We start from the raw sequence: 26,125 nt of genomic DNA, 5'->3' as shown, positions 1-26,125 counted from the left end.
AAAGTATCCCATACTACTAATCCTTTTATGCCATACAACTAGCACATTGATCATGAACAACTAAGTACTAAATCACGACCTTTTATTTCCATCCTGTACAGGATAGTCAACCAGGGTGTACAGGGTAATCGATTATGGTGTACACCCTGGTAGTCTAGCCTGTACACCGTAATTATAATAAGTCCTGACTTAACAACTAAAGGGTAATATGCTATTACCTAATTTCTCCCGAGCTTATTATTAATAGGTATCAATCTCTTTCATCGGATCCCAGAACACATGCTTCCAGTCCTTAATACGGTTATTCTCAACCATAATACCTTCTTCTGCCAGCTTCTCCTGCATTTCCGTCGGAGTGCCGAAAGCTTCTTTGCCGGATAAAATCCCCTGGCTGTTTACTACCCGATAAGCAGGGATGCCCGTTTCCTCACTATTGCAATTACCTAATACAGTCCCGACCATCCGCGACATATTCGGATAACCGATGGAACGGGCTATTGCCCCGTAACTGGTGGCACGCCCGTGCGGAACCGTTTTTACCATCTGGTAGACAGCCTGTATAAAGTCTGCCTTATCAAAGTTTGACATTTACAAAATCATTAAAGTTTTCCCGCCACTTCATTCAATAGTTTATCCCCGCCGGTTATCGTATCTCCATTCTCATTGAAGACACCGATCAGGTAACGTCCTTTCCAGATAGACGGGATGTCTCCGTTATACCGGTCTTTTATAAGCAGTTCACCCTCTTTTAATTCCTGTGACTGCTTGGTGAAAGCCATATATTGCGTCAATACCTCTTTTACTCCTTCCGGACTACTTCCATCCAGTATAAATAACTGGAAACTTTGTCCGTCACATTCGTATTTCGCGGTGTAAACAGCACGCAGAAACTCGTGACCGATAAAATTGGAAGTTATATAACTGGCTGAATAAGGTACTTTACCTTCTTCAGGGAACAAACGGACTGCCAACGGATAAGCGGCATTCGGGTCTATCTTTTCAGCCAACCCATTTCCTATTGTTTGCAATTCCCCGGATACGTCCCCGGTGGCATTACTCCATATCTTTAAATACATATTCCCTGCAAAGAAATAAAGATTGGTCTTATCCCCTTGTGCTTCTCCCCCGATCGGAAGGTATGCGAGATCGGACGAACGCTCCGAAGAATACATGCCGAATGCATCTTCCGGTGTTGCATGCCGGTAAGCCTGTATAGTTATATAGTCGGAGCCCTTCTTATACTCCATTGAAGTCATTTCCCTGAAATTATTCTCGATAAAAAGCGGAGCAGCTCCATTGATCCGGTCAAACAGGTTATCGGGATTGAAGACTTCCACCTCTTCCGATAGGGTCCAACCATCCACTGCAGGCAGCCATGATTTCAGTTCGTCAGGCGTCTGCGCACTCAGTGGACAAAAAGGCAAAAGAAACAAGAGCAACAAATAATTAATGTATCTCATAAGTCGGTATTATTAAGTCAGAAATTCATTCGGCACCTGCATAACCGGCGTGATAGCGGCAATCTTTGCCGATACATCGAAACCGGACGGACAAATCACCTGACAGGTCTCACAGTTGGAACAGATATCCGGCGAAAGCTCCAATTCCGCCAGTGTCTCTTTCGACATTCTCGAATATTTATAGCCATAGGCATACATATAAGCCCGCATAATATCGGGAATAGGAAGATGCTCGGGACATTGCGTTTGGCACTTTCCGCATTGCTGGCAATACAACATTTCCTGTCCGCAAAGGGAGGCCAGATATTCCTGCTCGCCGGAAGTCAGCTGCGGGTTGCGAGCGGCTGCCAGACATTCCTCCAGTTCGTCGTAATTGGAAAAACCGGGGATGGCAGTCGTAATATGTTCATTTTTCCAGGCCCATTTCAAACAGGCCTCGGCATTAATCTTCTTTTTGCCTTCGGCATCTTCGGTTCCTCCGGTCATGGTCTTCATGGCAACCAGGCCGATCCCGGCTTTAGCGGCACGGGCAATCGCTTCTTCCGTTTCTTTCAGGTTAGAGAGTTTAAAATTGTAACTCAGCAATATCACATCATAAATTCCGGTTTCGACAGCGGCATCCAGCAGTTCCGGCTTACCGGCATGTGCAGAAAATCCGATGAAACGGGTTTTGCCTTCTTCCTTAAACTTCTTCAGGACGGCAATCACACGTTCGTCTTTCACCTCTTCCACTTTATCCAATGCATGTGTATAGAACAGGTCTACATGATCCATATTCAGGCGTTGCAGGCTCAGATCGATCAGGTCAGTATATGTTTGCTCGAAATCTTCGCTCAACGGATAATCGAATTTCCCCTTTGTCGCAATAAAGAAACTGTCGCGAGGTTTGCCGGTAAAGAACTTCCCCAGCATTTCTTCATTCTTTCCATTCTGGTAGCCATGAGCCGTATCGAAATGGAATATACCGGAATTGTAGGCCGCCCTTACCACATTCGGATTATCGGCACGCATCACTCCCATACTCAGGATAGGAAGTTTTACACCCGTCCTACCAAGCGTACGGACAGGGATTTCATTCTCATTATCGGGTAACAAACCTGTACGGGAAACTGCAGCAGCCCCCGGAACAAGGATGGCACTAACACCTGCAGTGGCTGAAAGCCTGAAAAAATCTCTTCGATTAACACGTTTGGTTTTCATAGGATATATAATTATATGTGTGTATTTATCCGCCTGTGCCTCACAAATATAGAAAGATTTATCAAAATAATTCGTTTTTTCCATAGGGTATTTACTTCCTGAACGATCTTAGTAATACAAACGAGTAATATTCACCTTTAAAACAATACAGAGATGAAAACGCAGTATAGACAATCCGTCCGGTTTTTGCTGATCATATTATTAGTAGTAGGGATAAGTCCGCTACAGGCACAAGAGTTGGAGCGCGACGATGCCAACGCCGAATATATCACCGTAAGCGGAGTCGTAAAAGATAAGCAAAACAAGAAACGGCTGGAATATGTAAATATCTCCATCCCAGGTAGTAACTCAGGAACCATCACCAACGAGGAAGGGGAATTCTCTTTCAAGATCAAAGATGCTTCTCATGTAAAAGCGGTAGAAGTATCGCATATCGGATACTATAATAATAAGGTAGAAGTCAACGGCAACAATATCTCCGACCTGACTGTCTGGATGACTCCTTACGAGAATATGCTCGACGAGATCATCATCCATGCCAGCGACCCTCGCCTCATCGTGGAGCAAGCGATCCGGAAGATCCCGGCAAATTACAGCAAGAAAACAAATATGCTGACCGGCTTCTATCGTGAAACGGCCCAAAAGGGAAAAAGATATATCAACATATCGGAAGCTGTGATCGATGTCTACAAAACTCCGTATAACGAGTCGGCAGACCGCGACCGGGTACAGATCTATAAAGGTCGTAAGCTGTTGAGCCAGAAGAAAAGCGACACACTGGCCGTTAAGCTGCTCGGTGGCCCAAACATGTCGATCTATGTCGATATTGTGAAGAACCCGGATGTAATGCTCGACCTGGAATGCCTGCCTTATTATACTTTCAAAATGGAAGAATCAACCAATATAGATAACCGTCCGCAGTATGTAATCAGTTTCCAGCCCCAGGTCATCATGCCGTATGCCCTGTATTACGGAAAACTCTACATCGACAAGGAACGACTCTCATTTACCCGTGCAGAATTCAACCTGAGTATGGACGACCGCAACAAAGCGACCCAGGCTATCCTCAAAAAGAAACCGTTCGGATTACGCTTCCGCCCGCTTGAAGTGGCCTACCTGGTTACTTATAAGGAAAGGAACGGCGTAACTTATCTGAACTATGTACGCAACGGGGTACGATTTAAATGTGACTGGAAACGTAAACTGTTCTCTACCAATTACACCATCATTTCGGAAATGGTCGTGACAGACGGTAGAGAGGACAACGTAGGCGGTATCCCGTTCAAGATGGCATTTAAAGAATCGCAGTCGCTGTCCGACAAGGTGGAAAACTTTATGGATGAAGATTTCTGGGGTGCTTACAATATCATCGAACCTACGGAATCGCTGGACAGTGCTGTAAACAAATTAAAAAAGCAACAGAAATAAATTTCAATATCTTTTCGTACATTTGAAGGACTCTAATCATTAAGATCCACGGCATGCTGAACGATTTATTCGTACTTACTAAGATTAAAGAGGGGGACGTCAAAGCTTTTGAAGGTATCTTCCGGCTCTATTACTCTCCTCTTTGCCTGTATGCCGCGGGTATCACGGGTAACAGGGACGTGGCCGAGGAAATTGTTCAAGAGTTGTTTTATGTATTCTGGAAAGAAAAAGAGAAACTGCAAGTGTTCCTCTCCCTGAAAAGTTACTTGTACGGGGCGGTACGCAACCAGGCTCTCCAATACTGTGAACATCTGGAAGTACGCAACCGGTACCGGGAAAACGTACTTTCAGGAGATCAGGAAAGTAAACCTTCCGACCCACAGGATCAACTGGAATACAAAGAGTTGGAAACGCTGATAAACAGCACACTCAAAAAGCTGCCGGAACGCCGGCTTCGCATCTTCCGGATGCACCGCTTCGAAGGGAAGAAATATGCAGAGATAGCCTCTACCCTCTCCTTGTCGGTCAAAACAGTGGAAGCCGAAATGACAAAGGCACTTCAAATGCTCAGAAAAGAAATTGAGAATTATACACAAACAGTATGACTCGGAAAGAAAAGAACAACAGAAAAACGGACCAGGCGTGGACAACACTTTACAATCGCCTGGAGAAGGACGGTCTGATCACCCAAGCGGAGACACCTCGTCCATCGCTTCGTCTGACTGCATTCAAATGGACAGCAGCGGCTGTCATATTACTTTGCACCTATTTATCAATTAACTATTTCAATCAGACAGAAAAGGTTATCGACCGTAACCTGCTTACCCGGCAGAATAAAGAAACAATAACGCTGGCTACCACACTTGAAGACGGTTCCATCGTATATCTGGCAGGGAACGCAGCGATCCATTACCCGGAACATTTCCAGCCGGATAAAAGAGAAATATCCCTGCAGGGGAATGCTCTTTTCGATATAGCAGGAAACCGTGCCCGGCCTTTCCTGATCGAAACGGAAGATACACGTATCGAAGTACTCGGAACGGCTTTTAATGTGAAAAGCGACGGCTCGCAACCTTTCGAACTCTCCGTACAGCGGGGAATGGTGAAGGTGACGCTGAAAAAGAGCGGGCAGGATGTCTATGTAAAAGCCGGTGAAACGGCAACTCTCTCTTCACGTAAGCTTCAGGTAAGCCAGACGGAAAACCCGGATCAATTTTCCGAGATAACGCAGCAAATACGTTTCAAAGACGAACGACTGGCCGACATACTCCGTATTATCAACCTCAACACGGGTGATATACGTTTGCAGGCCATACCTGCTTTAGAAAGCCGGACACTCACCGTTACTTTCTCCAACAATTCGCCGGAGAGCATAGCGGAACTGATCTGCGCAGCCTTGAACTTGAAATATACACGTGATAAGAATGTATTTACGCTGCATGAGAACTAACAGGATAAAAACAACACGAGGTGAAACGGACCATCACATATCGCACACTCTACTTCCTCATCGGACTGCTATTAGCCGTAGCAGTTCCTTTGCAGGCGGACGATAACGATATTCTCGACCGTGTCATTCACCTTTCCAAAAACAAGGAAACGATTTACCATCTGTTGGGAGAAGTGTCCGAACAATCCGGTTACCTTTTCATCTACGACAGTAAAATTATCAATAACGAACAGATAGTCAAAATACCAGGCGGGAAATATTCCGTCAGGGAAGCAATCTACCTGATCACAGGCAATAAAGAACTTGGGCTCCGGGTGATAGGAAATCACATACTGATCTCGCCCCCCATAAAAACGACTCCGGCAGAAGCGGAACCGGTCCTTCCGGACAGTATTCGTTATTTCACACTGGAAGGTCTGCTGCGCGACAAATATACGAACGAGCCTATCCCCTTCGCCACTGTCGGTATCAGTGAGGAGGCTATCGGAAGCATCACCAACCAGGGAGGAGAATTCAGACTCCGTCTGCCGGACTCTTTACGCCAATCCCAAATCACTTTTTCTCATTTAGGTTATCAGCCGCTCGAAATGTCAGCATCGTTGCTAGCAGAGCGTTACAGTATGCTTACCCTGGAGCCCAAAGTCATTTCCCTGCAGGAAGTAGTGGTCCGCATCGCGAATCCTCTACGATTATTACGCGAAATGCAGGATAAAAAGGAGGAAAACTATTCACAACAACCGGTCTATATGACCTCGTTCTACCGGGAAGGGATCGAACGGAAAAATAAGTTCGTCAGCCTGACGGAAGGCATTTTTAAAATTTATAAAACGGCTTACACGAACCGTCCTGGGACCGATCAGTTAAAACTGTTAAAGATGCGACGTATCTCCAGCAACCAGGATAAAGACACGGTAATTGCTAAAATGAAATCAGGACTCAATGCCAGTCTTATGCTGGATGTAATGAAAGATATGCCTGATTTCCTGATGCCTGAAAGCGAGATAAACTATCCTTATGTCTTTGCCCATTCAGATATAACGGTCATAGATAACCGGATGGCCAACGTGATCTCTTTCGAGCAACGCGACTTCATCACTTTGCCGCTCTACAAAGGAAACTTATATATCGACGCAGAGAACAGTGCACTGCTTCGTGCCGAATTCGAGTTGCATCCCAAATACGTGAAAGAAGCTGCCGGCATGCTGGTTGAAAAGAAGAGCCGCAACTTGAAAATCACACCTCAAAAGGTTATTTACACCGTTACTTACAAACCCTGGAACGGAACTTATTATATTAATCATGTAAGGGGTGACTTGCATTTCAAAATAAAGCGAAAGAAGCAAATATTCGGTAGCACTCCCCTGCACGTCTGGTTCGAAATGGTTATATGTAAAACAGACACTGTTAATGTTAACCGTTTTACACGAAAAGAAACATTATCGACCCGAACCGTCTTTTCTGAAACAAAATTTAGCTATGATGAAGGTTTTTGGGGAAACTTTAATGTCATTCCACCGGAAGAAAAACTGAATGAAGCAATAGGTAAAATATCGTCGAAGATAGAAGAAACAGGTTACTAAGGGCTTAAAAATCATAAAGAGGGCCTTTTCTCAAAGGCCCTCTTTATAGGTTTTTAATAGGTATTAGTCTTTAAGGCAAAAAGATTGTTTAGGTTATCTGCATGCAAAGATGCGGGATTTTATGTTACTGCGCAAATAAAAAAAGATATTATAAAACACATTTTTAAAATTATCGAAACTTATTTGCAGCTTCTTCTTTTTTTTAACATTTTCTCCCGTTGCTTAAATATTGGTTTACCAACACAAATGCACACATATTTCATCGAATAGCAAGCAAAATAACGCAAGTATTTTTACTTATTGCTACTTTATATCTATTTTCCTTCTCGCAAAGAAAGGGAGTTAACATTCTAATACTTGCAAATATACAAATGTTTTTTTAATAAATACGACAGGTAGGGAACCGATGGTTGCATGTGTATTTTGTGTATTTTTGCACCCGTATCAAGGTGACATCAGGTACAGAGTATAAACGTTTAAATTATCTTTTTTCCATGTATACCGTAATTAAGCGAATGGAGGTTTCAGCAGCACATAGCCTGAAACTTTCCTATTCCAGTAAATGTGAGAACCTGCATGGTCACAACTGGATCATCACAGTTTATTGTCGCTCGAAAGAATTGAACGCCGATGGTATGGTAATCGATTTCAGCCATATCAAAGAGACTATCAAGAGCAAACTCGATCATCAAAATTTAAATGAAGTTCTCCCCTTTAACCCGACGGCAGAGAACATTGCACGGTGGATCTGTGACCAGCTACCCACCTGCTACAGAGTAGAAATAAAAGAATCAGAATCAAACACAGCGATCTATGAGAAAGATTAATGAGATTTTTTACAGCCTGCAAGGCGAAGGTTATCACACAGGAAAAGCAGCAATCTTTATCCGTTTTTCAGGATGTAACCTAAAGTGTAGTTTTTGCGATACAGAACATGAGGAAGGAACATTGATGTCCGATGAAGAAATCATCAAGGCTATCTCTGTCTATCCGTCCAACCTGGTCGTTCTGACCGGTGGAGAACCTTCTTTATGGATCGATGAAGAGTTCATCGACCTGCTCCACAAAGCAGGCAAGTATATATGTATAGAGACAAATGGGACCCGGAAGTTACCGGAAGGTATCGACTGGGTGACTTGTTCGCCGAAAGAAGGTGCACCAATCCGTATCGACAGGATGGATGAAGTAAAGGTAGTCTATCTGGGCCAGGATCTATCGGCCTACATCGACCTGCCGGCAAAACATCATTACATACAACCTTGTTCATGCAGGAATACGGCAGAGATTGTAAAATACATCCTGCAGCATCCGGAATGGCAACTCAGCCTGCAAACCCATAAGTTGATCGATATACCTTGATCGGTTACATATATAAAAGGGTATTCTAATATAGAAAATATTGAACCTGCCTGTTCCATTATGACGGCGCCTGTAAGGGCGGTTCGCGAACCGCCCCTACCAACGAAACTACATTCAAAACTGACAATATGTGAAACATTCCCTTCTGACAAAAACAAATTCAAAACATTTTCTTACAATGCAGTCATTTTATTCAAGATCTTCGGAAACTGTATGGCAAAAATAATCGTACAACAAATGGCTGCCGTCGCATCTGATATAGCCTCCGCTGAATAAACGCCGATCATCCCCATGAAACGCGGCAAGATCAGGGCCAGCGGGACAAGTAGAAAGACCTTACGAAGCAATGCGATAAAGATAGATATCTTGGCCTGCCCGAGAGCAACGAACATATTCTGGCAGGCACGTTGCAAACCGAAAATGGTCATTCCCGCTAAAAAGACAGGCATCACTTCCGTTACTGTTTGTATCAGTTCCTGGTCTGACGTAAAAGCAGAAGCGATAACCGACGGGAACAAGATCATCAACAACATCAAAATTAAGTTGAACAGGAACATAAAGGTCATCGCTATCTTGAAACATTCCTTTACCCGTTTCTTGTTTCCATGTCCGTAATTATAACTCACTATGGGTACAAAACCCAAGGCAAACCCGGTAAGCGGCACACTCACAAAAAGCATGGCGCTCTGCATGACAGTCAATGCACTCACATAAATGTCCCCAAACGTCTTCAATGTCCCGTTCAGAACGAAACCGACCAGGCTTTCGGTACTTGCCATAATAAAAGGTGAAGCGCCAAGTGCCAGTATAGCCCCGATCACCTTTTTATCCGGTTTCATATAATTGACTTCGAGCCGCAGGGAAGCACGGGAAGAAGTCAGGAACGACAACACCCAGATAGCAGTGGCGGCCTGCGAGATAATAGTGGCCAAGGCCGCACCTTTCACCCCCATATTGAATACAAAAATGAAAAGCGGATCGAGCAGGATATTGAGTATGGCACCAATCACCACCGACCACATCGCTATGGCAGGACGTCCCTGCGTATTGATAAAAGTATTCAAACCGACCGATATCTCCACAAACAAGGTTCCGATAAGATAGATCGAAAGATAGTCTGTCGCATACCCCAGCGTTTGTTCGGATGCGCCGGTAAACAACAATATCGGCTCCATGAATATATATGACAGGCTGGATGTCAGGACCGTGAATAATAATAACAGGACAAAACCATTCCCAAGTATCCTTCCGGCCTGCTGACGGTTACCCTGCCCGAGTGCAATAGCAGCAAGCGGAGCACCTCCACCGGCCACGATAGCAGAAAAAGCGGAGATCAGGATAATAATAGAACCTGCTACACCGATACCGGCCAACGCCGGAGTTCCTATTCCGGGAATATGGCCGATATAAATGCGGTCTACTATATTATAAAGCAAATTGACCATCTGGGCAACTACCGCAGGAAGTGCCATCCGGAAAACAAGCGGCAACATCCTATCGGTACCCAGCCGCTCTTCGTATATATTATTCATGAATCAAATATACCGGACTTCCATTCCCCGAACGGTATCATTGATGTTGCCATTATCATAAACCAGCTCTCCGTTCACGAATGTTTGGGAGACACTGTGATGGAAGGTCGTTCCTTCAAAAGGCGACCAGCCGCATTTATACATTATATTTTCGGGAGCAACTGTCCAGCTCTTTTCCGGATCGACCAGTACAAGGTCGGCATAATAACCCGGACGGATATATCCGCGACGGTCGATATGGAATAGTTCTGCCGGCATATGTGCCATCTTTTCCACCACCTTTTCATACGTAAAACAACCTTCAGCGACCATTTCGAGCATAGCCACCAATGAATGTTGTACCAACGGACCACCCGAAGCAGCCTTTAGGCAGCTTCCCTCCTTCTCCGACAATAAGTGCGGAGCATGGTCGGTAGCCACGATATCGATCGTATTATTTTTAACCGCATCACGCAAAGCGATACGGTCGGCCAGCGTCTTGATGGAAGGGTTCCATTTGATCCGGTTGCCGTACTTAGCATAATCGCCATCGTGGAACCAGAGATGGTGCACACATACCTCGCCTGTAATTTTCTTTTCGCTCAAAGGGATTGCGTTACTCAGCAATGTCAACTCTTTGGCGGTAGACAGATGGAGAATATGTAAACGGGAGTTCAGGCGCGTTGCCAATTCTACCGCTTCCGAAGAGGATGCATAACAAGCCTCTTCACTTCTGATCTTGCTATGGTAGGAAATATCGAGATTCTCGCCATACAGTCCGGTGTAATAGGCCAGGTTACGTTTGATCACTTCTTCTTTTTCCGCATGGATGGCAATCAGCATATCTGCTTCGCCGAAGATACGTTCGAGACTTTCTTTTTTATCTACCAGCATATTTCCCGTTGAAGAACCGAGAAAGAGCTTCAAGCCCGGCACACGGCTACGATCCAGTTTACGGATCTCATCCATGTTATCGTTCGTTCCTCCGAAAAAGAAAGAATAGTTGGCAGCAGAGGTTTCCGCACCTCGTTGTAACTTCCATTCCAGATCGGTGACGGTAGTTGTCTGCGGCTTGGTGTTCGGCATATCCATAAAGGTCGTTATACCACCGGCTACGGCGGCACGGCTTTCACTGGCTATGTCTCCCTTATGCGTCAGGCCCGGTTCGCGGAAATGCACCTGGTCGTCGATGGCTCCCGGCAACAGGAGTTTACCTTCGGCATCGATTACCTGTACGTTTCCTGTCGTTTCAGGAACGGTTCCTTCAATAACTTCGGCTATCTTATCTCCATCAATGAGGACTGATCCCTTAAACATACGTCCCTCGTTAATGATGCAAGCGTTTTTTATCAGAATTTTATTCATATATTTTGTGTTTATTGTCACAAATGTACATGATTCTATTCAAAAACAACACAAGCCGGAGCGGTTATTCATAAGAATAAGCCTGAATTTCTACCGGACCGAGCAAACCGGACGATTGCAGAGGCGAGTCGGATTTCCAGGGATTCACGTTTGTCCAGGTAGCCCGTTCATTTTCGGGTAATGCTTCATCGCCGATCAAACGATTCATCCAGTTATTCACTACTTCCACTTCGATCAGGTTTTCTCCTTTTTGCAGGAACTCCCCGACAGGCAGGCGGTAAGGCGTTGTCCAGACACCACCGGCATATTGTCCGTTGATCTTTACTTTCGCCATCACCATAACTTTTCCCAGATCCAGGTAAAGTGCTTTCTGCGGTAATTCATCCAGTGTGATCCGATTGGTGTAAACTGCCTTTCCTGAGAAATAACGGATAGAAGGATCGGCATGCTTTGTCCAGTCCTTTAGCTCCGGAAAAGCAACGGTTCCCTCAGGCCCTCTTTTCCCCTTTTCAAAAGTGACTTGCCAGGGAGAAGTTATTGCGGCAAGTATCTCTTTACGCGGATAATTCCGGGCAGTCGTTCCCTTGGGAGCACCTTTCTTACGGAAAATAATAAATGAACTTTCATAACCTTCCAGACGTATAGGGACGGTTGTTGCTCCACCGGAACACGTAAACTCGGGCAAGCTACGTATCTCTGCCGTCAACGGATTCCAAAGTTCCGGTATTTTACCAGTCACACGGAAAGAAGGAGTTATCTCAATCGGTGTTTCACTCTGGTTAGAAATGAAATAAATATCACCTTCCTGTGTCGCACGATGAATAAACAAAACAGGACTATCCGAAGCAACGCTTAAATCGGCTTTTATATCCAGAGCATCCAATACAGGCTGCAAAGAGGTGGACGGCATAAATAAACGTCCCTTTCCGATAGTACGCATTGGTTCCGTTTGATTGCCCCAAAGTTCAGCAGCCAAAGAGTTTACTTCCTGGTCGGCTGCCGGATAATTGCTCAGGCTGGGAGAACAGACAGGGGCAGGTCCCATAATGCAGGCACCAGCCAACAACAACTCCTTTATCTTCCGCAGTACTTCCGGACGCATTGTTTCCAACTGGGGCAAAACAAGCAGACGATATTTCATTCCACTCGATAAAACGATGTTGCCACCTTCCACTGTTGCATGTTCCAGCAGAACTTCTCCATTGATATAGTCGAAAGAATACCCTGTCGGGAGTTCCGGTGTACAGACACCGGTCATCTTGGGAGCATCTTCTCCGATGAAATAGGCAACATCTGCTACATATTGGCCTTGTTGCAGCATGAAATTACATCTTTTCAGATATTCGATGAAAACATCCATCTGGCTGAACCAGGTATTCTTCCGGTTGAATTCGTTTCCGAACCAGGCATCCAATCCCGGTTCACGGTCTTCAAACGGCTGATGAATAAACAAATGTAATAAAGTGCTGTTTATCCCTTCCGTAAAGAAGCGGTCCCCACGTTGCTTCATCAGGTAAGGATAACGGCTGAAAGCAGGTCCACCGCTGGTAAACGACTCGGCCCAGATCCGTTTCTTCCCATAGATATGTCCGCAGGAAGAGGCAGCCCGGTTCTCGATATCTCCCAGCGAACCTTCACTCCAGAACTCTCCGGCTATCTCGTCAGACTGTCCGCCATATTGCAGAAATTCACCCGGAAATCCCCAATGCCCGTAATTCTCCAGCCAGGTTGTCAATCCGTACTGATGGCAAACATCCCGCAAGCCACCTACATAATCGTAAGAAACCCGGTCGGCCACCAACCGCCGCAAGTCCCATAGGAAACGGTCTGACAGATCTGGACTTCCCACTACAACCCCATTCAAGGCCGGAAGGTAAGGAACCGGATCATATCCGTAGCGTTCTCTGAAAACAGCAATCATATCATCCGTCCAGTTTTGTCCTCCGGTTTCATAACTATCCTGTACTACGACTTTAAAGCTTTTCCTGTCGGCTTCCGGGATACGTTTCAATATCTCGCCGATAAAGGCATCGAAATGGAAAGCCACATGTTCCCGGCTCATCTTATCGATCTCAGGCCCGGTTGCTTCGGGCGCTGCCGGGGAGTTCGTTACACCTGTCGGCAACATAACCATCCGGCGGATCACCCAGTCTCCTTCAGGCACTTCCCAGTCCAACACCCCTTCTCGGGAGAAAACCGTCAGGTCTTTAATCGCCTCCGGAGAGACCAGTAAAGAAGCATCGTTCACGGCCGGCTGTTTCTCCCAGAGATAATCATCCCACATAGGCAACGGAGTCTGGAACATCTTGGCTAACGACTTTTCAGGATAGCGCTCTACCATCGGAGAAGAAGAAAGTGTCACTTCCCCTACACCGTCTCCCTCGGCGGACATCTCCAGACGAAACTGCGAAGCAGTGGTTTCCGGTAGAGAGATAACAACCGGAGCGTAAGGAATAAAGCCCACATTAAGAGCCGGATTACTCCGGTCGATAGTGAACTGCCGTACCAGTTTTTCCTGCCCTCCCTTTTTAACCCACAGTTTTGCAGTTGTTTTAAAAGGAGTGTTAGCCTGATAGATTAATGTACGTATAGTTTCTTCTCCATCGAAGATCAAGACGGAGGAAGCCGGCTGCCCGGACTTCTTATTTATGGTCCAACTCTTTTCCGCTACTGCCTTACCCGGCGAAGGATAAGCGATAACGCATACATCCTGTTCGTCTTTTCCCACAGAGGGTAAAACCAGTTGCATACGCTTAGGCCCGGTTACAATCGTATCGGCAGAGGTCAGATAACGCATGGCTTGTGAACTTTTCACCCAAGGACCTCCGGACTGGCTCCATCCCGGGCTATTAAATATTCCGATCTCGATATCCAGCTCCGTGGCCTTCTTCAATGCGGCATGCAATATCTCCCACCACTCAGGGCTTAACAATTTATTATCGCCATAATCAATACCGTCTATACCGATGTTACCGATAAACGCACGGTTTATCCCGGCTACCTTCATCGCTTCCAGATCCCGTTCGACACCTTCTTTTGATATATTGTCGGAAATCCAGTACCAGTAAACACCAATCTGTGTACTGTCGGGGATCATACGGAAACCTTGTTCGATATCGGCAAAAGAAGCATCGTTCTCCGATATATCTCCTTTATTACAGGAAAGGAAACTCAGACAAGCCCCAATGGCAAGGGAGGATAGAAGTGTTATTTTCGTCATAGTCTATCAATTTACAGATAACAATAAACTCCGGAGAGCTTTTATACAGACAAAAATAAACCTTATATCCTCCCTGACTGCTTATAAAAATGACAGTATATCTTTCAAATCTGACAGGTCTGAATCTATATTGCGGCACAAACGGCAGAAAGACTTTGCCCCGGAGCATGATCGGATGGTACGATTATCTTCAGGTCATAATCGTTGATCTTCATAGATAAAGAAGATTGTGTATGAGTAGGATCGGCGGCATCGATACGAATATTACCGTCTTTCTCTTCGATCTTGTAAATACCCGGCGTTTTTATCTCCAGCGACAGATCGGTTGCCAGACGGATCGTTCCTTCTTCGTAAGCGGTAATATAATAAGAACCAGGTATTGCCACCGCCTGCATAGAGGCATCATTACGAAGTATACGGATATCTTCCGTGCGGAAAGAAGCCGTTCGTTCGGCGGTAGAAGCCGGCAGGATAAGGTATTGGTAAGAGGCCGGAGCCTGCTTTTGGTGACGGATATACAGAGATATCACCTCTCCTTCCACCGTCTGCGGCGTGTATGAGCCCATAAAGTCAGACCAGCGTCCGGAACGCTTTTCTGAGATTGCCACACAGTTCTCCGGTTGCATCAGGATATAACCAATACTATCGTGGAAGAAACGCAACGCCTTTCCAGTGGCGGTAAACGTACCGTTCACCGGATTCCAGCGGTTGTTCTCGAAGTAAGACAATTCGCTCCGCTTCTTCCGCTGATCGATGGAAGTTGTTATATTCAGCGTACTGTCCGACTGGATACCGGCTCCCAGGCATAACATGAAATCATCGGTAATCACCCACGATTTACGGGCGTTAAGGCCGTCACGGTTCAAGATCATAGCTGTCATACCTGTGCGACCATCGGTCACGCCTCCGACAAAAGCCGTTTCATTGCGGGTATGTGCACCATAACTACGTGGAGACGGAACCGGTGCATCACTCTCGTAAGAAGTTATACCTGGTATTTTACGCCAATCCCAGAAAGGGAAAACATTCATATATTCGTCCCCGTTACGATAGATATAAGTGGCACCGTCGCCCATATAAAAACCTTTCAGATTGTCTTCGTTGACAAGTTCCGTACCAATCACCCGCTCGGAAGCCATCTTTATGGAAGCCATCCACTTCGGCGCACGGTGAATGGTCTGGTCCGAGTCCCAGAAATGTTTCTGTCCGGTAAAGGCAGTTCCCCGGGGTTGTTGCGGTGGGTAATTATCGTCGAGGAAAGCTTGTAGCTTCCCGGCATCGGCAGGAGAACTTCCTCTTCGGAGCGAGTTCGCAGCATTTCCCATAGCAAGAGCCTTGTGGATGGGAGCATTATGGAACAACTGGCGGTCGAGTGCATTTACATCCATATAGCCACGCCAGATGATCCAGCGGTAACCTTCCGTCAACAGGTTATTCAGGATAGATTGCTGTTCGGTATTCAAGGCAAATGATGTTCCGGCAAACAATCCCGAGTAAAAACTCATCTCCGAAAGATAAGCCAGTCCATAGTTGCCGAATTGCTGCTGCGGCCCGTGCTGGTGGAAACTCCAGTCTCCCTTGATTCCCTCCTCGCGTCCGGTGGTTATTTCGGAAACGATCGTGTCGCGGGCAGCCTTCACCAATTCATAATCGTCTAGTAAAAGCCCTTTCATCAATACGTTTCCGGCCAGCCATACTTTATTTTGTCCTGTCATACCGAAATGTGCGTTGTCCATCACCTTCACGGCCTCCTTCTGTTCGGCTGGCGTCATCTGTGTACGGAGCAGGATAAAAGCCGGACCGAAAGTCTTGGGAATGCCGATCTCGTTATACCACCAGTTCTTGCAGACCGGCTTCGTACGAAACCAATAATCGAGTGCCTGATGGATCACGGTCGAGAAGCGGGGCGACCAGGTGCAGGACGGTCCCTCGGCATGATATAATTTAGCCAGTTCCAACACACGGTCGGCATGCTTTTTCGCATCCCATCCGCTGCGTTTGGTATCCGCATAATTGATATCCGGCCAGGAACCGTCTTCATTGATCTGTTCCATATAACCTTTTATCTCCTCCATGTTGAAGGGATACCGCTGATGCAACTCGACGACCATCTGATCCGACATTTCCGTTTCGGGCGGAATACCCGACAGAATACGGTTCAACAGGTCGGAATCATCGTTGGAGTCGATTAAAGATTGGATATAGTTTTGCCGGATATGCTCTAGCTCTTCACCGGGTGTCTGCGAAAACACATTCACAGACAGAAACAAAAGTGCGGATAACAATAAGGTATTTCTAAAGAGTTTCATAAGTATCCTCCTACTTCTTCTGCGGATACTTACGGAACAGGCTCCACCACTTCAGCTTAAGCACACCGAACAACGCCTCTCCGAAGATGGAAGAGTTCATTTTCGACGTTCCCAATACACGGTTAATGAAGATAATAGGTACTTCCACCAATTTAAAGCCGCACTTATAAGCAGTAAACTTCATCTCGATCTGGAAAGCATATCCTTTAAAATGAATATGATCGAGATCGATCGTTTCAAGCACTTCGCGACGATAACATTTGAAACCGGCTGTCGTATCCTGCACCTTCATCCCGGTAACGAAACGGACATATACAGATGCATAATAAGACATCAGAACGCGACCGAGCGGCCAGTTCACCACGTTTACGCCATTGCTGTAACGCGAACCGATAGCGACATCGCCTCCCTGCTCCGTGCAGGCAGCATATAATTTAGGAAGATCATTCGGGTTATGACTGAAGTCGGCATCCATTTCGAAGATGAAATCGTACTTATGTTCGATCGCCCACTTGAAACCGCAGATATAAGCTGTTCCCAATCCTAGTTTTCCTTGTCTCTCCACCATGAATAGACGTTCCGGGAACTCCTTTTGCAAACGCTTCACAATATCGGCCGTACCGTCGGGCGATCCATCATCTATAATCAAAATATCAAAGTTCTTTTCCAACCCGAATACCGCACGGATAATATTCTCAACATTCTCTTTCTCGTTGTAGGTAGGAATAATAACAATACTGTCTGACATAATCTACAATTCTATTAGTTGACAGTTGACAAGTGACAGTGGACAGTTGCCCCAAGCATCTATTTAAGCGTCAACTATCCACTGTCAACTGTTAACTTAAGCGCGAAGGTACATATTTTAGTTGATTTAAGCTTATTAGTCTATACTATTTTGAACAAAAAGTCTACCTTTGTAAAACATTACAGTGACATTTGCATCTGTAAACTGTCACTTGTCAACTGTCAACTATTTTAATGGAGGTACAAGAATTACTTAAGATATTTGGCGCCCACCCACAGATAACTGCTTTAGATGCCCTTTTGAACGATAATACGTCAAACAATATATTCCTCAAAGGGTTAAACGGATCGGGCGCAGCAATGACAATCGCTTCTCTTTTTTTAAAAAGAAGGGGAAGCTATGTGTGCATACTTAACGACCAGGAAGAAGCCGGCTACTTTTATCACGACCTGATTCAGTTGACCGGCAGCAGCGATATTTACTTCTTCCCTTCCGCCTATCGCCGGGCAATCAAATATGGACACGTCGATCCGGCCAACGAGATCCTGCGTACCGAAGTGCTCAGCGTCCTGCAAGACCCGAAAGCACCGTTCGTTATCGTCTCTTATCCCGACGCACTGGCTGAAAAGGTTATATCGCGCGACGAGCTGAAAAAGAACACACTAAAGATCAGCGTCGGCGAGAAGCTGGACAACATGTTTGTTTCCGATGTACTCGACGAATACGGTTTCGAGCAGGTTGATTATGTATACGAGCCCGGACAATACGCCCTCCGCGGGAGTATCCTCGACGTATTCTCGTTCTCGTACGAGTTTCCCTACCGTATCGACTTCTTCGGAAAAGAGGTGGAAACGATCCGTACGTTCGATGTGGAAACGCAGCTATCCAAAGAGAAACTGGAAAGTATCTATATCGTTCCGGAAATGAACAAGAGCAACCGTACCAATACCCTGCTACTCGACTCACTGCCAGCCCAAACGATCCTGGCGGCTAAAGACCTGGCCTGGACAAAGGAACGGATCGACAGCCTTTGGAACGAAGAGCCGGTCGTAGGAGACGAAGAGTCGTTTGCCGACATCGACAAGATGCGTGCCAAGCTGGTGACCGGGAAGGATTTCCTACGGGCAGCATTAAACTTCCGCCGGATGCATTTCGGGGTACGACCCACAGGCGTTGCCGATGCAACACTGTCCTTCAATACACAGGCACAGCCTATCTATCATAAGAATTTCGATATGGTAAGCAGTTCTTTCCAGAGTTATCTGGAGAACGGCTATACATTATATATATTAAGCGACGTAGAAAAACAGGCTACCCGCATCCGGGCCATCTTCGAAGACCGGGGAGAGAATATCCCCTTCACGCCGGTCAACAAGACTATACACGAAGGTTTTGCCGACGAGACCCTGCGCATCTGTCTTTTCACCGATCACCAACTCTTCGACCGTTTCCATAAATTCAACCTGAAAAGTGAAAAGGCACGAAGCGGAAAGCTCACACTGTCGCTCAAGGAACTGAACCAGTTCAGCACAGGCGATTACATCGTACATATCGATCACGGCGTCGGACAGTTCGGCGGACTGGTGCGCACCGAAGTGAACGGCAAGATACAGGAAGCGATCAAACTGATCTACCAGAACAACGATATCATCTTCGTCAGCATCCATTCGCTTCACAAACTCTCCAAATATAAAGGGAAAGACAGCGGTGAAGCTCCCAAACTGAACAAACTGGGAACAGGAGCCTGGGAAAAGATGAAGGAGAAAACGAAGAAAAAGGTCAAAGATATTGCCCGCGACCTTATCATCCTCTACTCCCAGCGCAAACAGGAGAAAGGTTTCTCCTACTCGCCCGACAGTTTCATGCAGCACGAACTGGAAGCAAGCTTCATCTACGAAGATACGCCCGACCAGATGAAAGCGACGGCCGATGTTAAGGAGGATATGGAAAACTCACGCCCGATGGATCGTCTGATCTGCGGTGATGTGGGCTTCGGAAAGACCGAAGTAGCTATCCGTGCCGCTTTCAAAGCGGTTTCCGACAATAAACAGGTAGCTGTGTTAGTGCCGACTACGGTACTGGCTTTCCAGCATTTCCAGACCTTCTCGGAACGCCTGAAAGATTTCCCCTGCCGGATCGATTATATCAGCCGGGCCCGGACATCGGCACAAATCAAAGCGACATTGAATGATGTGGCGGATGGAAAAGTGAATATACTGATCGGCACACACCGTATCGTCAGCAAAGACGTGAAGTTCAAAGACCTGGGATTACTGGTTATCGACGAAGAGCAGAAGTTCGGTGTCTCCGTCAAAGAAAAGCTTCGCCAGATGAAGGTGAATGTAGACACATTGACCATGACGGCTACGCCTATTCCGCGAACGTTGCAGTTCTCACTGATGGGTGCGCGCGACCTGAGCAGCATTACGACTCCGCCGCCCAACCGTTATCCGGTACAAACGGAAGTGGAACGTTTTAACCCGGACATTATCCGCGAAGCGATCAATTTCGAAATGAGCCGTAATGGGCAGGTGTTCTTTATCAACAACCGCATTCAGAACATTTACGAAATAGAACAGCTTGTACGCCGGGAAGTCCCCGATGCCCGCATAGCTGTCGGCCACGGACAGATGGAGCCGGATAAACTGGAAAAGATCATCCTCGACTTCGTGAACTACGAATACGATGTACTGATCGCCACCAGTATCGTGGAAAGCGGCATCGACGTACCGAATGCCAACACCATCATTATCAATAATGCACAGCAGTTCGGTTTGTCCGATCTGCACCAGTTGCGCGGACGTGTGGGACGAAGCAACCGCAAAGCCTTCTGTTACCTGCTCTCCCCTCCTCTCTCTTCGCTGACTCAGGAAGCACGTCGCCGCCTGCAAGCTATCGAGAACTTCTCCGAGCTGGGAAGTGGTATCCATATCGCCATGCAAGACCTCGATATACGCGGTGCCGGAAATATGCTGGGAGCCGAACAAAGCGGTTTCATTGCCGACCTCGGTTACGAGACATACCAGAAGATACTGGAAGAAGCAGTAGACGAACTAAAGAGCGACGAGTTCGCCGATCTCTATGCCGATGCAGACGATAGCAAACGGGATTCGGGCAGCGAATATATCCGCGAAACACATATCGAAAGTGATCTGGAACTGATGTTCCCTCCTACGTATATCCCCAACGACTCGGAGCGTATCTCGCTCTATCGCGAACTGGACAAGATGGAAGAGGAACGCGATATCCTTGCCTTTACCGAACGCCTGAAAGACCGTTTCGGTAAAATACCGAAGGAAGGAAAAGAATTGATCCGTATCGTACGCCTTCGCCGCATAGCCAGGAAACTGGGTATGGAGAAGCTGGTCATGAAAAAAGGACAGATGAGTATCTTCCTGGTAGCTAACCAGGACAGCCCGTATTACCAGAGCGAAGCATTCGATAAATTATTAGCATTCATACAAAAACATCCCCGCGAATGTATGATCCGGGATGTGAACGGTAAGCGCAGTATCGTCGTAAAGAATGTCAGTACAGTAGAAACCGCCTGCGCACTGCTTGAAGAAATTGAGAAATCCTAAAACAAAGATGTCATGAAAAAAACATTGGTAGACCTTTTTGAGAGTTCGGTGAAACAATATCCCGACAACCCGTTCCTATGGGAAAAGACAAAGGACAAATTTGAGCCTACCACCTACACACAGGTCAGGGATCAGGTATACGCCCTGGGAGCCGGACTGGTTGCCCTGGGAGTAAATAAAGGTGACAATATGGCCTTGCTCAGTGAAGGCCGCAATGCCTGGATTATAGGCGAACTGGCCATGTTCTATGCCGGAGCCACCAACGTGCCCCTCTCCATTAAACTGGAAGAGGCCAACGACCTGTTGTTTCGCCTGACGCATGCCGATGTGAAATACATCATGGTCTCAGGCAACCAACTGAAAAAGATACGGGCCATTATGGATAAGTTGCCCCTGATCCGCCAGGTAATTGTTTTTGACGACCAACCGGAATACAAAGAAAAAGAGATACCGCTTTCGAAAGTGATGGAAATGGGGACGGAATATCTTCAGGCACATCCGCTGGAGGAATTTCTGGCTATCGGCCGATCGCTTACAAATGACGACTATGCAACGATCACCTACACCTCCGGTACGACTGCCGATCCGAAAGGGGTGATCCTGACGCACCGTAATTATACTGCCAATGTCGAACAATCGCTTACCTGCGTGGATATCGACGACACCTGGCGTACACTGGTTATTCTACCGCTCGACCATTGTTTCGCGCATGTGGTCGGTTTCTATATATTTATGTATAAGGGAGCCTCCGTTGCCACGGTACAGGTTGGAAAGACGGGAATGGAGACATTGAAGAATATCCCGATAAATATCAAGGAGTTCAAGCCTTACCTGATATTGAGTGTCCCGGCACTGGCCAAGAACTTCAAGAAAAACATCGAGCAAGGCATCCGTGCGCAGGGTAATATGGTCAACCGCCTGTTTCACATGGGACTGGATGTGGCCTATACTTACAACGGAGACGGTGGGGATGATAAAGGTCGCGGCTGGCGGTTCCTTTTGAAACCGGTTGTCAGCCTGTTCGACAGTATTATCTTCTCGAAGGTTCGCGAGAACTTCGGCGGAGAGTTGAAGTTCTTTATCGGCGGCGGTGCACTGCTGGATAAAGACCTGCAGAAATTCTACTATGCCATCGGTCTGCCGATGTACCAGGGGTATGGATTGAGTGAAGCAACCCCGGTTATTTCCACCAACGGACCGCGTCATCATAAGTTCGGAAGCAGCGGGGTACTCGTACAGCCGCTCGATCTCAAAATATGCGACCTGGACGGCAAAGAACTTCCGTCAGGTGAAAAAGGTGAAATCGTTATCCGCGGAGAAAACGTAATGGCCGGATACTGGAAGAACCCGTCTTCGACAGCCGATACCGTCAGAGATGGTTGGCTTTATACCGGCGATATGGGATATATGGGCAAAGACGGGCTATTGTATGTATTAGGCCGTTTCAAAAGCCTATTGATCGGTAGCGACGGTGAGAAATACAGCCCGGAAGGCATCGAGGAGGCGTTGGTCGAACATTCGTCCTGTATCGACCAGCTTCTGCTTTATAATAACCAGAATCCTTATACCGTTGCCTTGCTCGTCCCCAACAAGGATCGTCTGAAGAAGCATCTGGCACATCACCAACTGGATCTCAACTCGGAAAAAGGCAAAGAAGAAGCCATCCGTATCCTTCAAAGCCAGATAGACCGTTTCCGTAAAGGTGGCGACTTGTCTACCCTATTCCCTGACCGCTGGCTACCGACAACATTCGCTGTCCTTCCCGAACCTTTTACCGAACAGAACGGTTTGGTAAACAGCACCATGAAGATCGTACGCGGTAAAGTGGAAAAGACGTATGCCGACCGCATCGACCATCTATACACACCGGAAGGCAAGAACCCGGTAAATGCTGAGAATTTGAAGTCGCTATAAAGAATTACTAAACACAACAACTATGCGTTACAAAACTGTAATATCCGCTGTCGCCCTGGCCGCTTTGGCAACGACCTCGCCGGCCCTGGCAGACGGTGTAGCTAAACAAAACATCGACAAAGGCTGGACCTTTAAGCAGGTGCGCGGCAATAACTGGTACCCGGCTACCGTACCGGGTACAGTGCAAACCGACCTGATGGATAACAAGATTATCGAAGATCCGTTCTACCGCCTCAACGAACGGAGCATACAATGGGTAGACAAAGAAGACTGGGAATACAAAACGACACTGAACGTGTCTGCGGATGTATTCGACAAAGATAATATCGAGCTTGACTTCAAGGGACTGGATACATACGCAGATGTTTATCTGAATGACTCCTGCATACTGAAAGCCGACAATATGTTCCGTGAATGGAGTGTCCCCGTCAAAGGATTGTTGAAGAAAGACGGTAATGAGTTGCGCGTTTACTTCCACTCTCCTATCAAAGTAGACCTGCCGAAATTCGAAGCACTGAAGTTTCCGGTAGAAGCCGGCAACGACCAGTCCGAGAACGGTGGTATCTTCGATAAAAAGGTCAGCATATTCGCCCGTAAAGCTGGTTACCATTACGGCTGGGACTGGGGTCCACGTATCGTGACCAGCGGTATCTGGCGTCCGGCTTACCTGATCGGTTGGAATGATGCCCGCATCGACAATATCTTCTACGACCAGACCAGCGTGACGGCCAAACGTGCCGACATCAAAACCAGCGTACAGGTAATTGCCGACAAAGACGGGGAAGTAACCCTGGATATCAAGGCGGATGGTATCAAGACAACCTGGACAAAGAAAGCTCAGGTGAAGAAAGGAATCAACCTGATCGAAACCAACCTGACAGTAAACAACCCGAAACTCTGGTGGTCGCACGGACTGGGGGAAGCGCATCTGTATCCGTTCACGGCAACGATCCGTATGGACAACAAGATAGTCGATACCCACAAGACCAACCTCGGACTCCGTAGCATCCGTGTAATCAACCAGCCGGATAAGGATGGCCATACCTTCTATTTCGAACTGAACGGTGTACCTGTCTTTATGAAAGGGGCCAACTATATTCCACAGGATAACTTCCTGCCGCGCGTAACAGCCGAACAGTATGAAAAGACAATCAAGGACGCTGTCGATGTAAATATGAACATGCTTCGTGTATGGGGAGGCGGTATCTATGAGGAGGATCTTTTCTATGACCTGTGCGATAAATACGGTATCCTCGTATGGCAGGACTTTATGTTCGCCTGCAGCGTTTATCCGTTGACACCTGAACTGGAAGAGAATATCCGCCAGGAAGCAATCGACAATGTGATCCGCCTGCGTAATCATCCGAGCCTGGCTATCTGGTGCGGTAATAACGAAATACACACGGCCTGGTTCAACTGGGGATGGATGAAGAAGTTCGATCAATACGGTGTGACGGAACAGTTACGCAACGATACTAAAAAACTCTTTAATACTATCCTGGCCGATGTTGTAAAAGAGTATGATCCCGAGATCTTCTACTGGCCTTCCTCTCCCTATGGAGGTGATCCGGATGCCAAATGTGAAAGCGGAAAACCGAACTGGAACCCGAACGGTGATGCGCATTACTGGGGTGTATGGCAAGGCGTCGATTCTGTGTCTCACTTCAACAAAGTAAGAGCCCGTTTCTTCTCCGAATATGGTTTCCAGTCATTCCCCGAATACCAATCCGTATTAAAATATGCACCGGAGGAACGCGACCATGATATTTATTCGGATGTGATGATGGCACACCAACGGGGAGGCCAGATTGCCAACTCACGCATTGAAAACATCACTCTGGAGGAATATCACAAACCGAAGGACTTCCCATCTACGCTCTATATGAGTATCCTGTTGCAGGGTGATGCCATGAAGACTGCTATGGAAGCACATCGTCGCATGATGCCGTACAATATGGGATCGCTCTACTGGCAGCACAACGACTGCTGGCCTGTGGCTTCCTGGTCGAGCCGCGATTATTACGGCCGTTGGAAAGCCCAGCATTACTTTACCAAGAAGGCATTCCGGGACATCCTGGTTTCTCCGATAGCAGAAGACAGCCAATTGAACATCTGGATGATTTCCGATCGTCTGAAAGCCGTCAAAGGGAAACTGGATATCCGTGTGATGGATCTGAAAGGGAATGTCTTATTTGAAAAGAAAAGTAACGTAACATTGCCTGCCAATACCAGCAAAATACAGTTCTCAGCTCCGGTTGAAAGCGTGCTTGGCGGAAAGCAACCGAACGAAGTCGTAGTTAATGCCCGTTTCAGCGAGAGCGGTAAAGAGGCAGAAGTGATCTCCAATAACTATTTCTTCACCCGCTTCAAAGACATCGACTTCCCAAAAGCGGATATACAGATGACTTCCGTTCCCGCTGGCGATGGCTACGATGTAACTGTCGAGAGCAACGTCTTTGCCCGTGCTGTATTCCTCAGTATCGACGGCATCGACAATTTCTTCTCCGACAATTATTTCGACCTGTTACCGAACGAACCTGTTACGATCCATGTAACCACCCAGCTCGATAAAGCTTCATTCGACAAACAACTGAAAAGCCAAAGCATTGTAGATGCTTACTAGTTGATACGACAAGGGCTCTGATCTTCCAATCAGAGCCCTTGTTTTTCTTTACAGAACTGTTACGCTTATCTGCTTTCCTAATCCACGGAATATCTTATATAAGGTGGATAGTTGCACATCACATTTGCCATTCTCAATACGGGAGATATAGCTTTTCTTTGTTCCGATCTTTTCAGCAAGTTGTTCCTGAGTAAGACCGGCTTTAAGACGTTCTTCCTTCAGACGTTCGGCCAGGATAAAAGCTTGTGCTTCTTCTTCAAACTGATTACGTTCGGGAGTTCCTTCCGGACCATATTCTATATCCAACAATTCGTCAAATGTATGACACTGCATTATCTGCTGCTTTTTCTCTTCACTTAAATATTTATCTTTCATAA

18 protein-coding genes are annotated in these 26,125 nt (G+C 46.7%); 9 read left to right on the top strand and 9 right to left on the bottom strand.

What is annotated here, in order from left to right; genetic code table 11:
• Nucleotides 1-240: 240 nt before the first annotated feature.
• Genes BQ7394_RS09505 through BQ7394_RS09495 form a run of 3 tightly spaced genes read right to left on the bottom strand, consistent with a single transcriptional unit; the run spans nt 241 to nt 2,660 of the window.
• The gene (locus tag BQ7394_RS09505; RefSeq protein WP_075557224.1) at nt 241-588 is read right to left on the bottom strand and encodes an MGMT family protein; all 348 of its coding nucleotides are present in this window, start codon (nt 586-588) and stop codon (nt 241-243) included.
• Nucleotides 589-599: 11 nt separating this feature from the next.
• Nucleotides 600-1,460: a DUF6599 family protein gene (locus tag BQ7394_RS09500; protein ID WP_075557223.1), complete on the bottom strand. Its 861-nt coding sequence runs from the start codon at nt 1,458-1,460 to the stop codon at nt 600-602.
• Between the two features lie 12 nt (nt 1,461-1,472).
• On the bottom strand, nt 1,473-2,660 hold the full coding sequence (locus tag BQ7394_RS09495; protein WP_075559955.1) for an aldo/keto reductase: 1,188 nt from the start codon (nt 2,658-2,660) through the stop codon (nt 1,473-1,475).
• 153 nt (nt 2,661-2,813) lie between these two features.
• Between BQ7394_RS09495 and BQ7394_RS09490 the strand changes: the two genes are divergently transcribed.
• From BQ7394_RS09490 to BQ7394_RS09465, 6 genes are all read left to right on the top strand, one after another.
• Complete coding sequence (locus BQ7394_RS09490; protein WP_075557222.1) at nt 2,814-4,088, top strand: carboxypeptidase-like regulatory domain-containing protein; 1,275 nt, start codon at nt 2,814-2,816, stop codon at nt 4,086-4,088.
• Between the two features lie 53 nt (nt 4,089-4,141).
• A complete protein-coding gene (locus BQ7394_RS09485; protein ID WP_075557221.1) occupies nt 4,142-4,693 on the top strand; it encodes an RNA polymerase sigma-70 factor in 552 nt (183 codons plus the stop codon).
• Complete coding sequence (locus BQ7394_RS09480; protein ID WP_075557220.1) at nt 4,690-5,538, top strand: FecR family protein; 849 nt, start codon at nt 4,690-4,692, stop codon at nt 5,536-5,538. Before BQ7394_RS09485 ends, BQ7394_RS09480 begins: the two co-directional genes overlap by 4 nt.
• Nucleotides 5,539-5,558: 20 nt before the next feature.
• On the top strand, nt 5,559-7,118 hold the full coding sequence (locus BQ7394_RS09475; RefSeq protein ID WP_075557219.1) for an STN and carboxypeptidase regulatory-like domain-containing protein: 1,560 nt from the start codon (nt 5,559-5,561) through the stop codon (nt 7,116-7,118).
• A gap of 494 nt (nt 7,119-7,612) precedes the next feature.
• Nucleotides 7,613-7,945 (top strand): 6-carboxytetrahydropterin synthase QueD, encoded by a 333-nt coding sequence (queD, locus tag BQ7394_RS09470; protein WP_075559954.1) that lies wholly within the window; start codon nt 7,613-7,615, stop codon nt 7,943-7,945.
• Nucleotides 7,932-8,477 carry a 7-carboxy-7-deazaguanine synthase QueE gene (locus tag BQ7394_RS09465; protein ID WP_075557218.1) on the top strand — a complete coding sequence of 182 codons (546 nt, stop codon included), beginning with the start codon at nt 7,932-7,934 and terminating at the stop codon, nt 8,475-8,477. The genes queD and BQ7394_RS09465 overlap by 14 nt, the downstream gene beginning before the upstream one ends.
• Before the next feature lie 173 nt (nt 8,478-8,650).
• Here BQ7394_RS09465 and BQ7394_RS09460 read toward each other — a convergent pair whose 3' ends face one another.
• The 5 genes from BQ7394_RS09460 to BQ7394_RS09440 form a co-directional block, all read right to left on the bottom strand.
• A complete protein-coding gene (locus BQ7394_RS09460; RefSeq protein ID WP_075557217.1) occupies nt 8,651-10,009 on the bottom strand; it encodes an MATE family efflux transporter in 1,359 nt (452 codons plus the stop codon).
• Between the two features lie 3 nt (nt 10,010-10,012).
• Nucleotides 10,013-11,353 carry a dihydroorotase gene (locus BQ7394_RS09455; protein ID WP_075557216.1) on the bottom strand — a complete coding sequence of 447 codons (1,341 nt, stop codon included), beginning with the start codon at nt 11,351-11,353 and terminating at the stop codon, nt 10,013-10,015.
• 64 nt (nt 11,354-11,417) lie between these two features.
• Nucleotides 11,418-14,573, bottom strand: coding sequence for a glycosyl hydrolase (locus BQ7394_RS09450; RefSeq protein ID WP_075557215.1), 3,156 nt, complete (start codon nt 14,571-14,573; stop codon nt 11,418-11,420).
• Nucleotides 14,574-14,698: 125 nt separating this feature from the next.
• On the bottom strand, nt 14,699-16,882 hold the full coding sequence (locus tag BQ7394_RS09445; RefSeq protein ID WP_075557214.1) for a polysaccharide lyase 8 family protein: 2,184 nt from the start codon (nt 16,880-16,882) through the stop codon (nt 14,699-14,701).
• A gap of 10 nt (nt 16,883-16,892) precedes the next feature.
• Nucleotides 16,893-17,630, bottom strand: coding sequence for a polyprenol monophosphomannose synthase (locus BQ7394_RS09440; protein WP_075557213.1), 738 nt, complete (start codon nt 17,628-17,630; stop codon nt 16,893-16,895).
• 233 nt (nt 17,631-17,863) lie between these two features.
• Between BQ7394_RS09440 and mfd the strand changes: the two genes are divergently transcribed.
• From mfd to BQ7394_RS09425, 3 genes are read left to right on the top strand one after another with little or no spacing between them, the layout of a single operon-like run.
• Complete coding sequence (mfd, locus tag BQ7394_RS09435) at nt 17,864-21,211, top strand: transcription-repair coupling factor (RefSeq protein WP_075557212.1); 3,348 nt, start codon at nt 17,864-17,866, stop codon at nt 21,209-21,211.
• 12 nt (nt 21,212-21,223) lie between these two features.
• Entirely contained in the window at nt 21,224-23,125 is a 1,902-nt protein-coding gene (locus tag BQ7394_RS09430; protein WP_075557211.1) for an AMP-dependent synthetase/ligase, read from the top strand.
• A 22-nt stretch (nt 23,126-23,147) separates the two neighbouring features.
• Complete coding sequence (locus BQ7394_RS09425) at nt 23,148-25,748, top strand: beta-mannosidase (RefSeq protein ID WP_075557210.1); 2,601 nt, start codon at nt 23,148-23,150, stop codon at nt 25,746-25,748.
• A 48-nt stretch (nt 25,749-25,796) separates the two neighbouring features.
• Here BQ7394_RS09425 and BQ7394_RS09420 read toward each other — a convergent pair whose 3' ends face one another.
• Nucleotides 25,797-26,123 carry a helix-turn-helix domain-containing protein gene (locus tag BQ7394_RS09420; RefSeq protein ID WP_210436529.1) on the bottom strand — a complete coding sequence of 109 codons (327 nt, stop codon included), beginning with the start codon at nt 26,121-26,123 and terminating at the stop codon, nt 25,797-25,799.
• Nucleotides 26,124-26,125 lie beyond the last annotated feature (2 nt).

Origin of the sequence: Parabacteroides timonensis, from assembly GCF_900128505.1 — a bacterium.
In the GTDB taxonomy this organism is placed as follows: Bacteria; Bacteroidota; Bacteroidia; order Bacteroidales; family Tannerellaceae; genus Parabacteroides; species Parabacteroides timonensis.
This window is presented reverse-complemented; position numbering and strand designations above follow the sequence as displayed.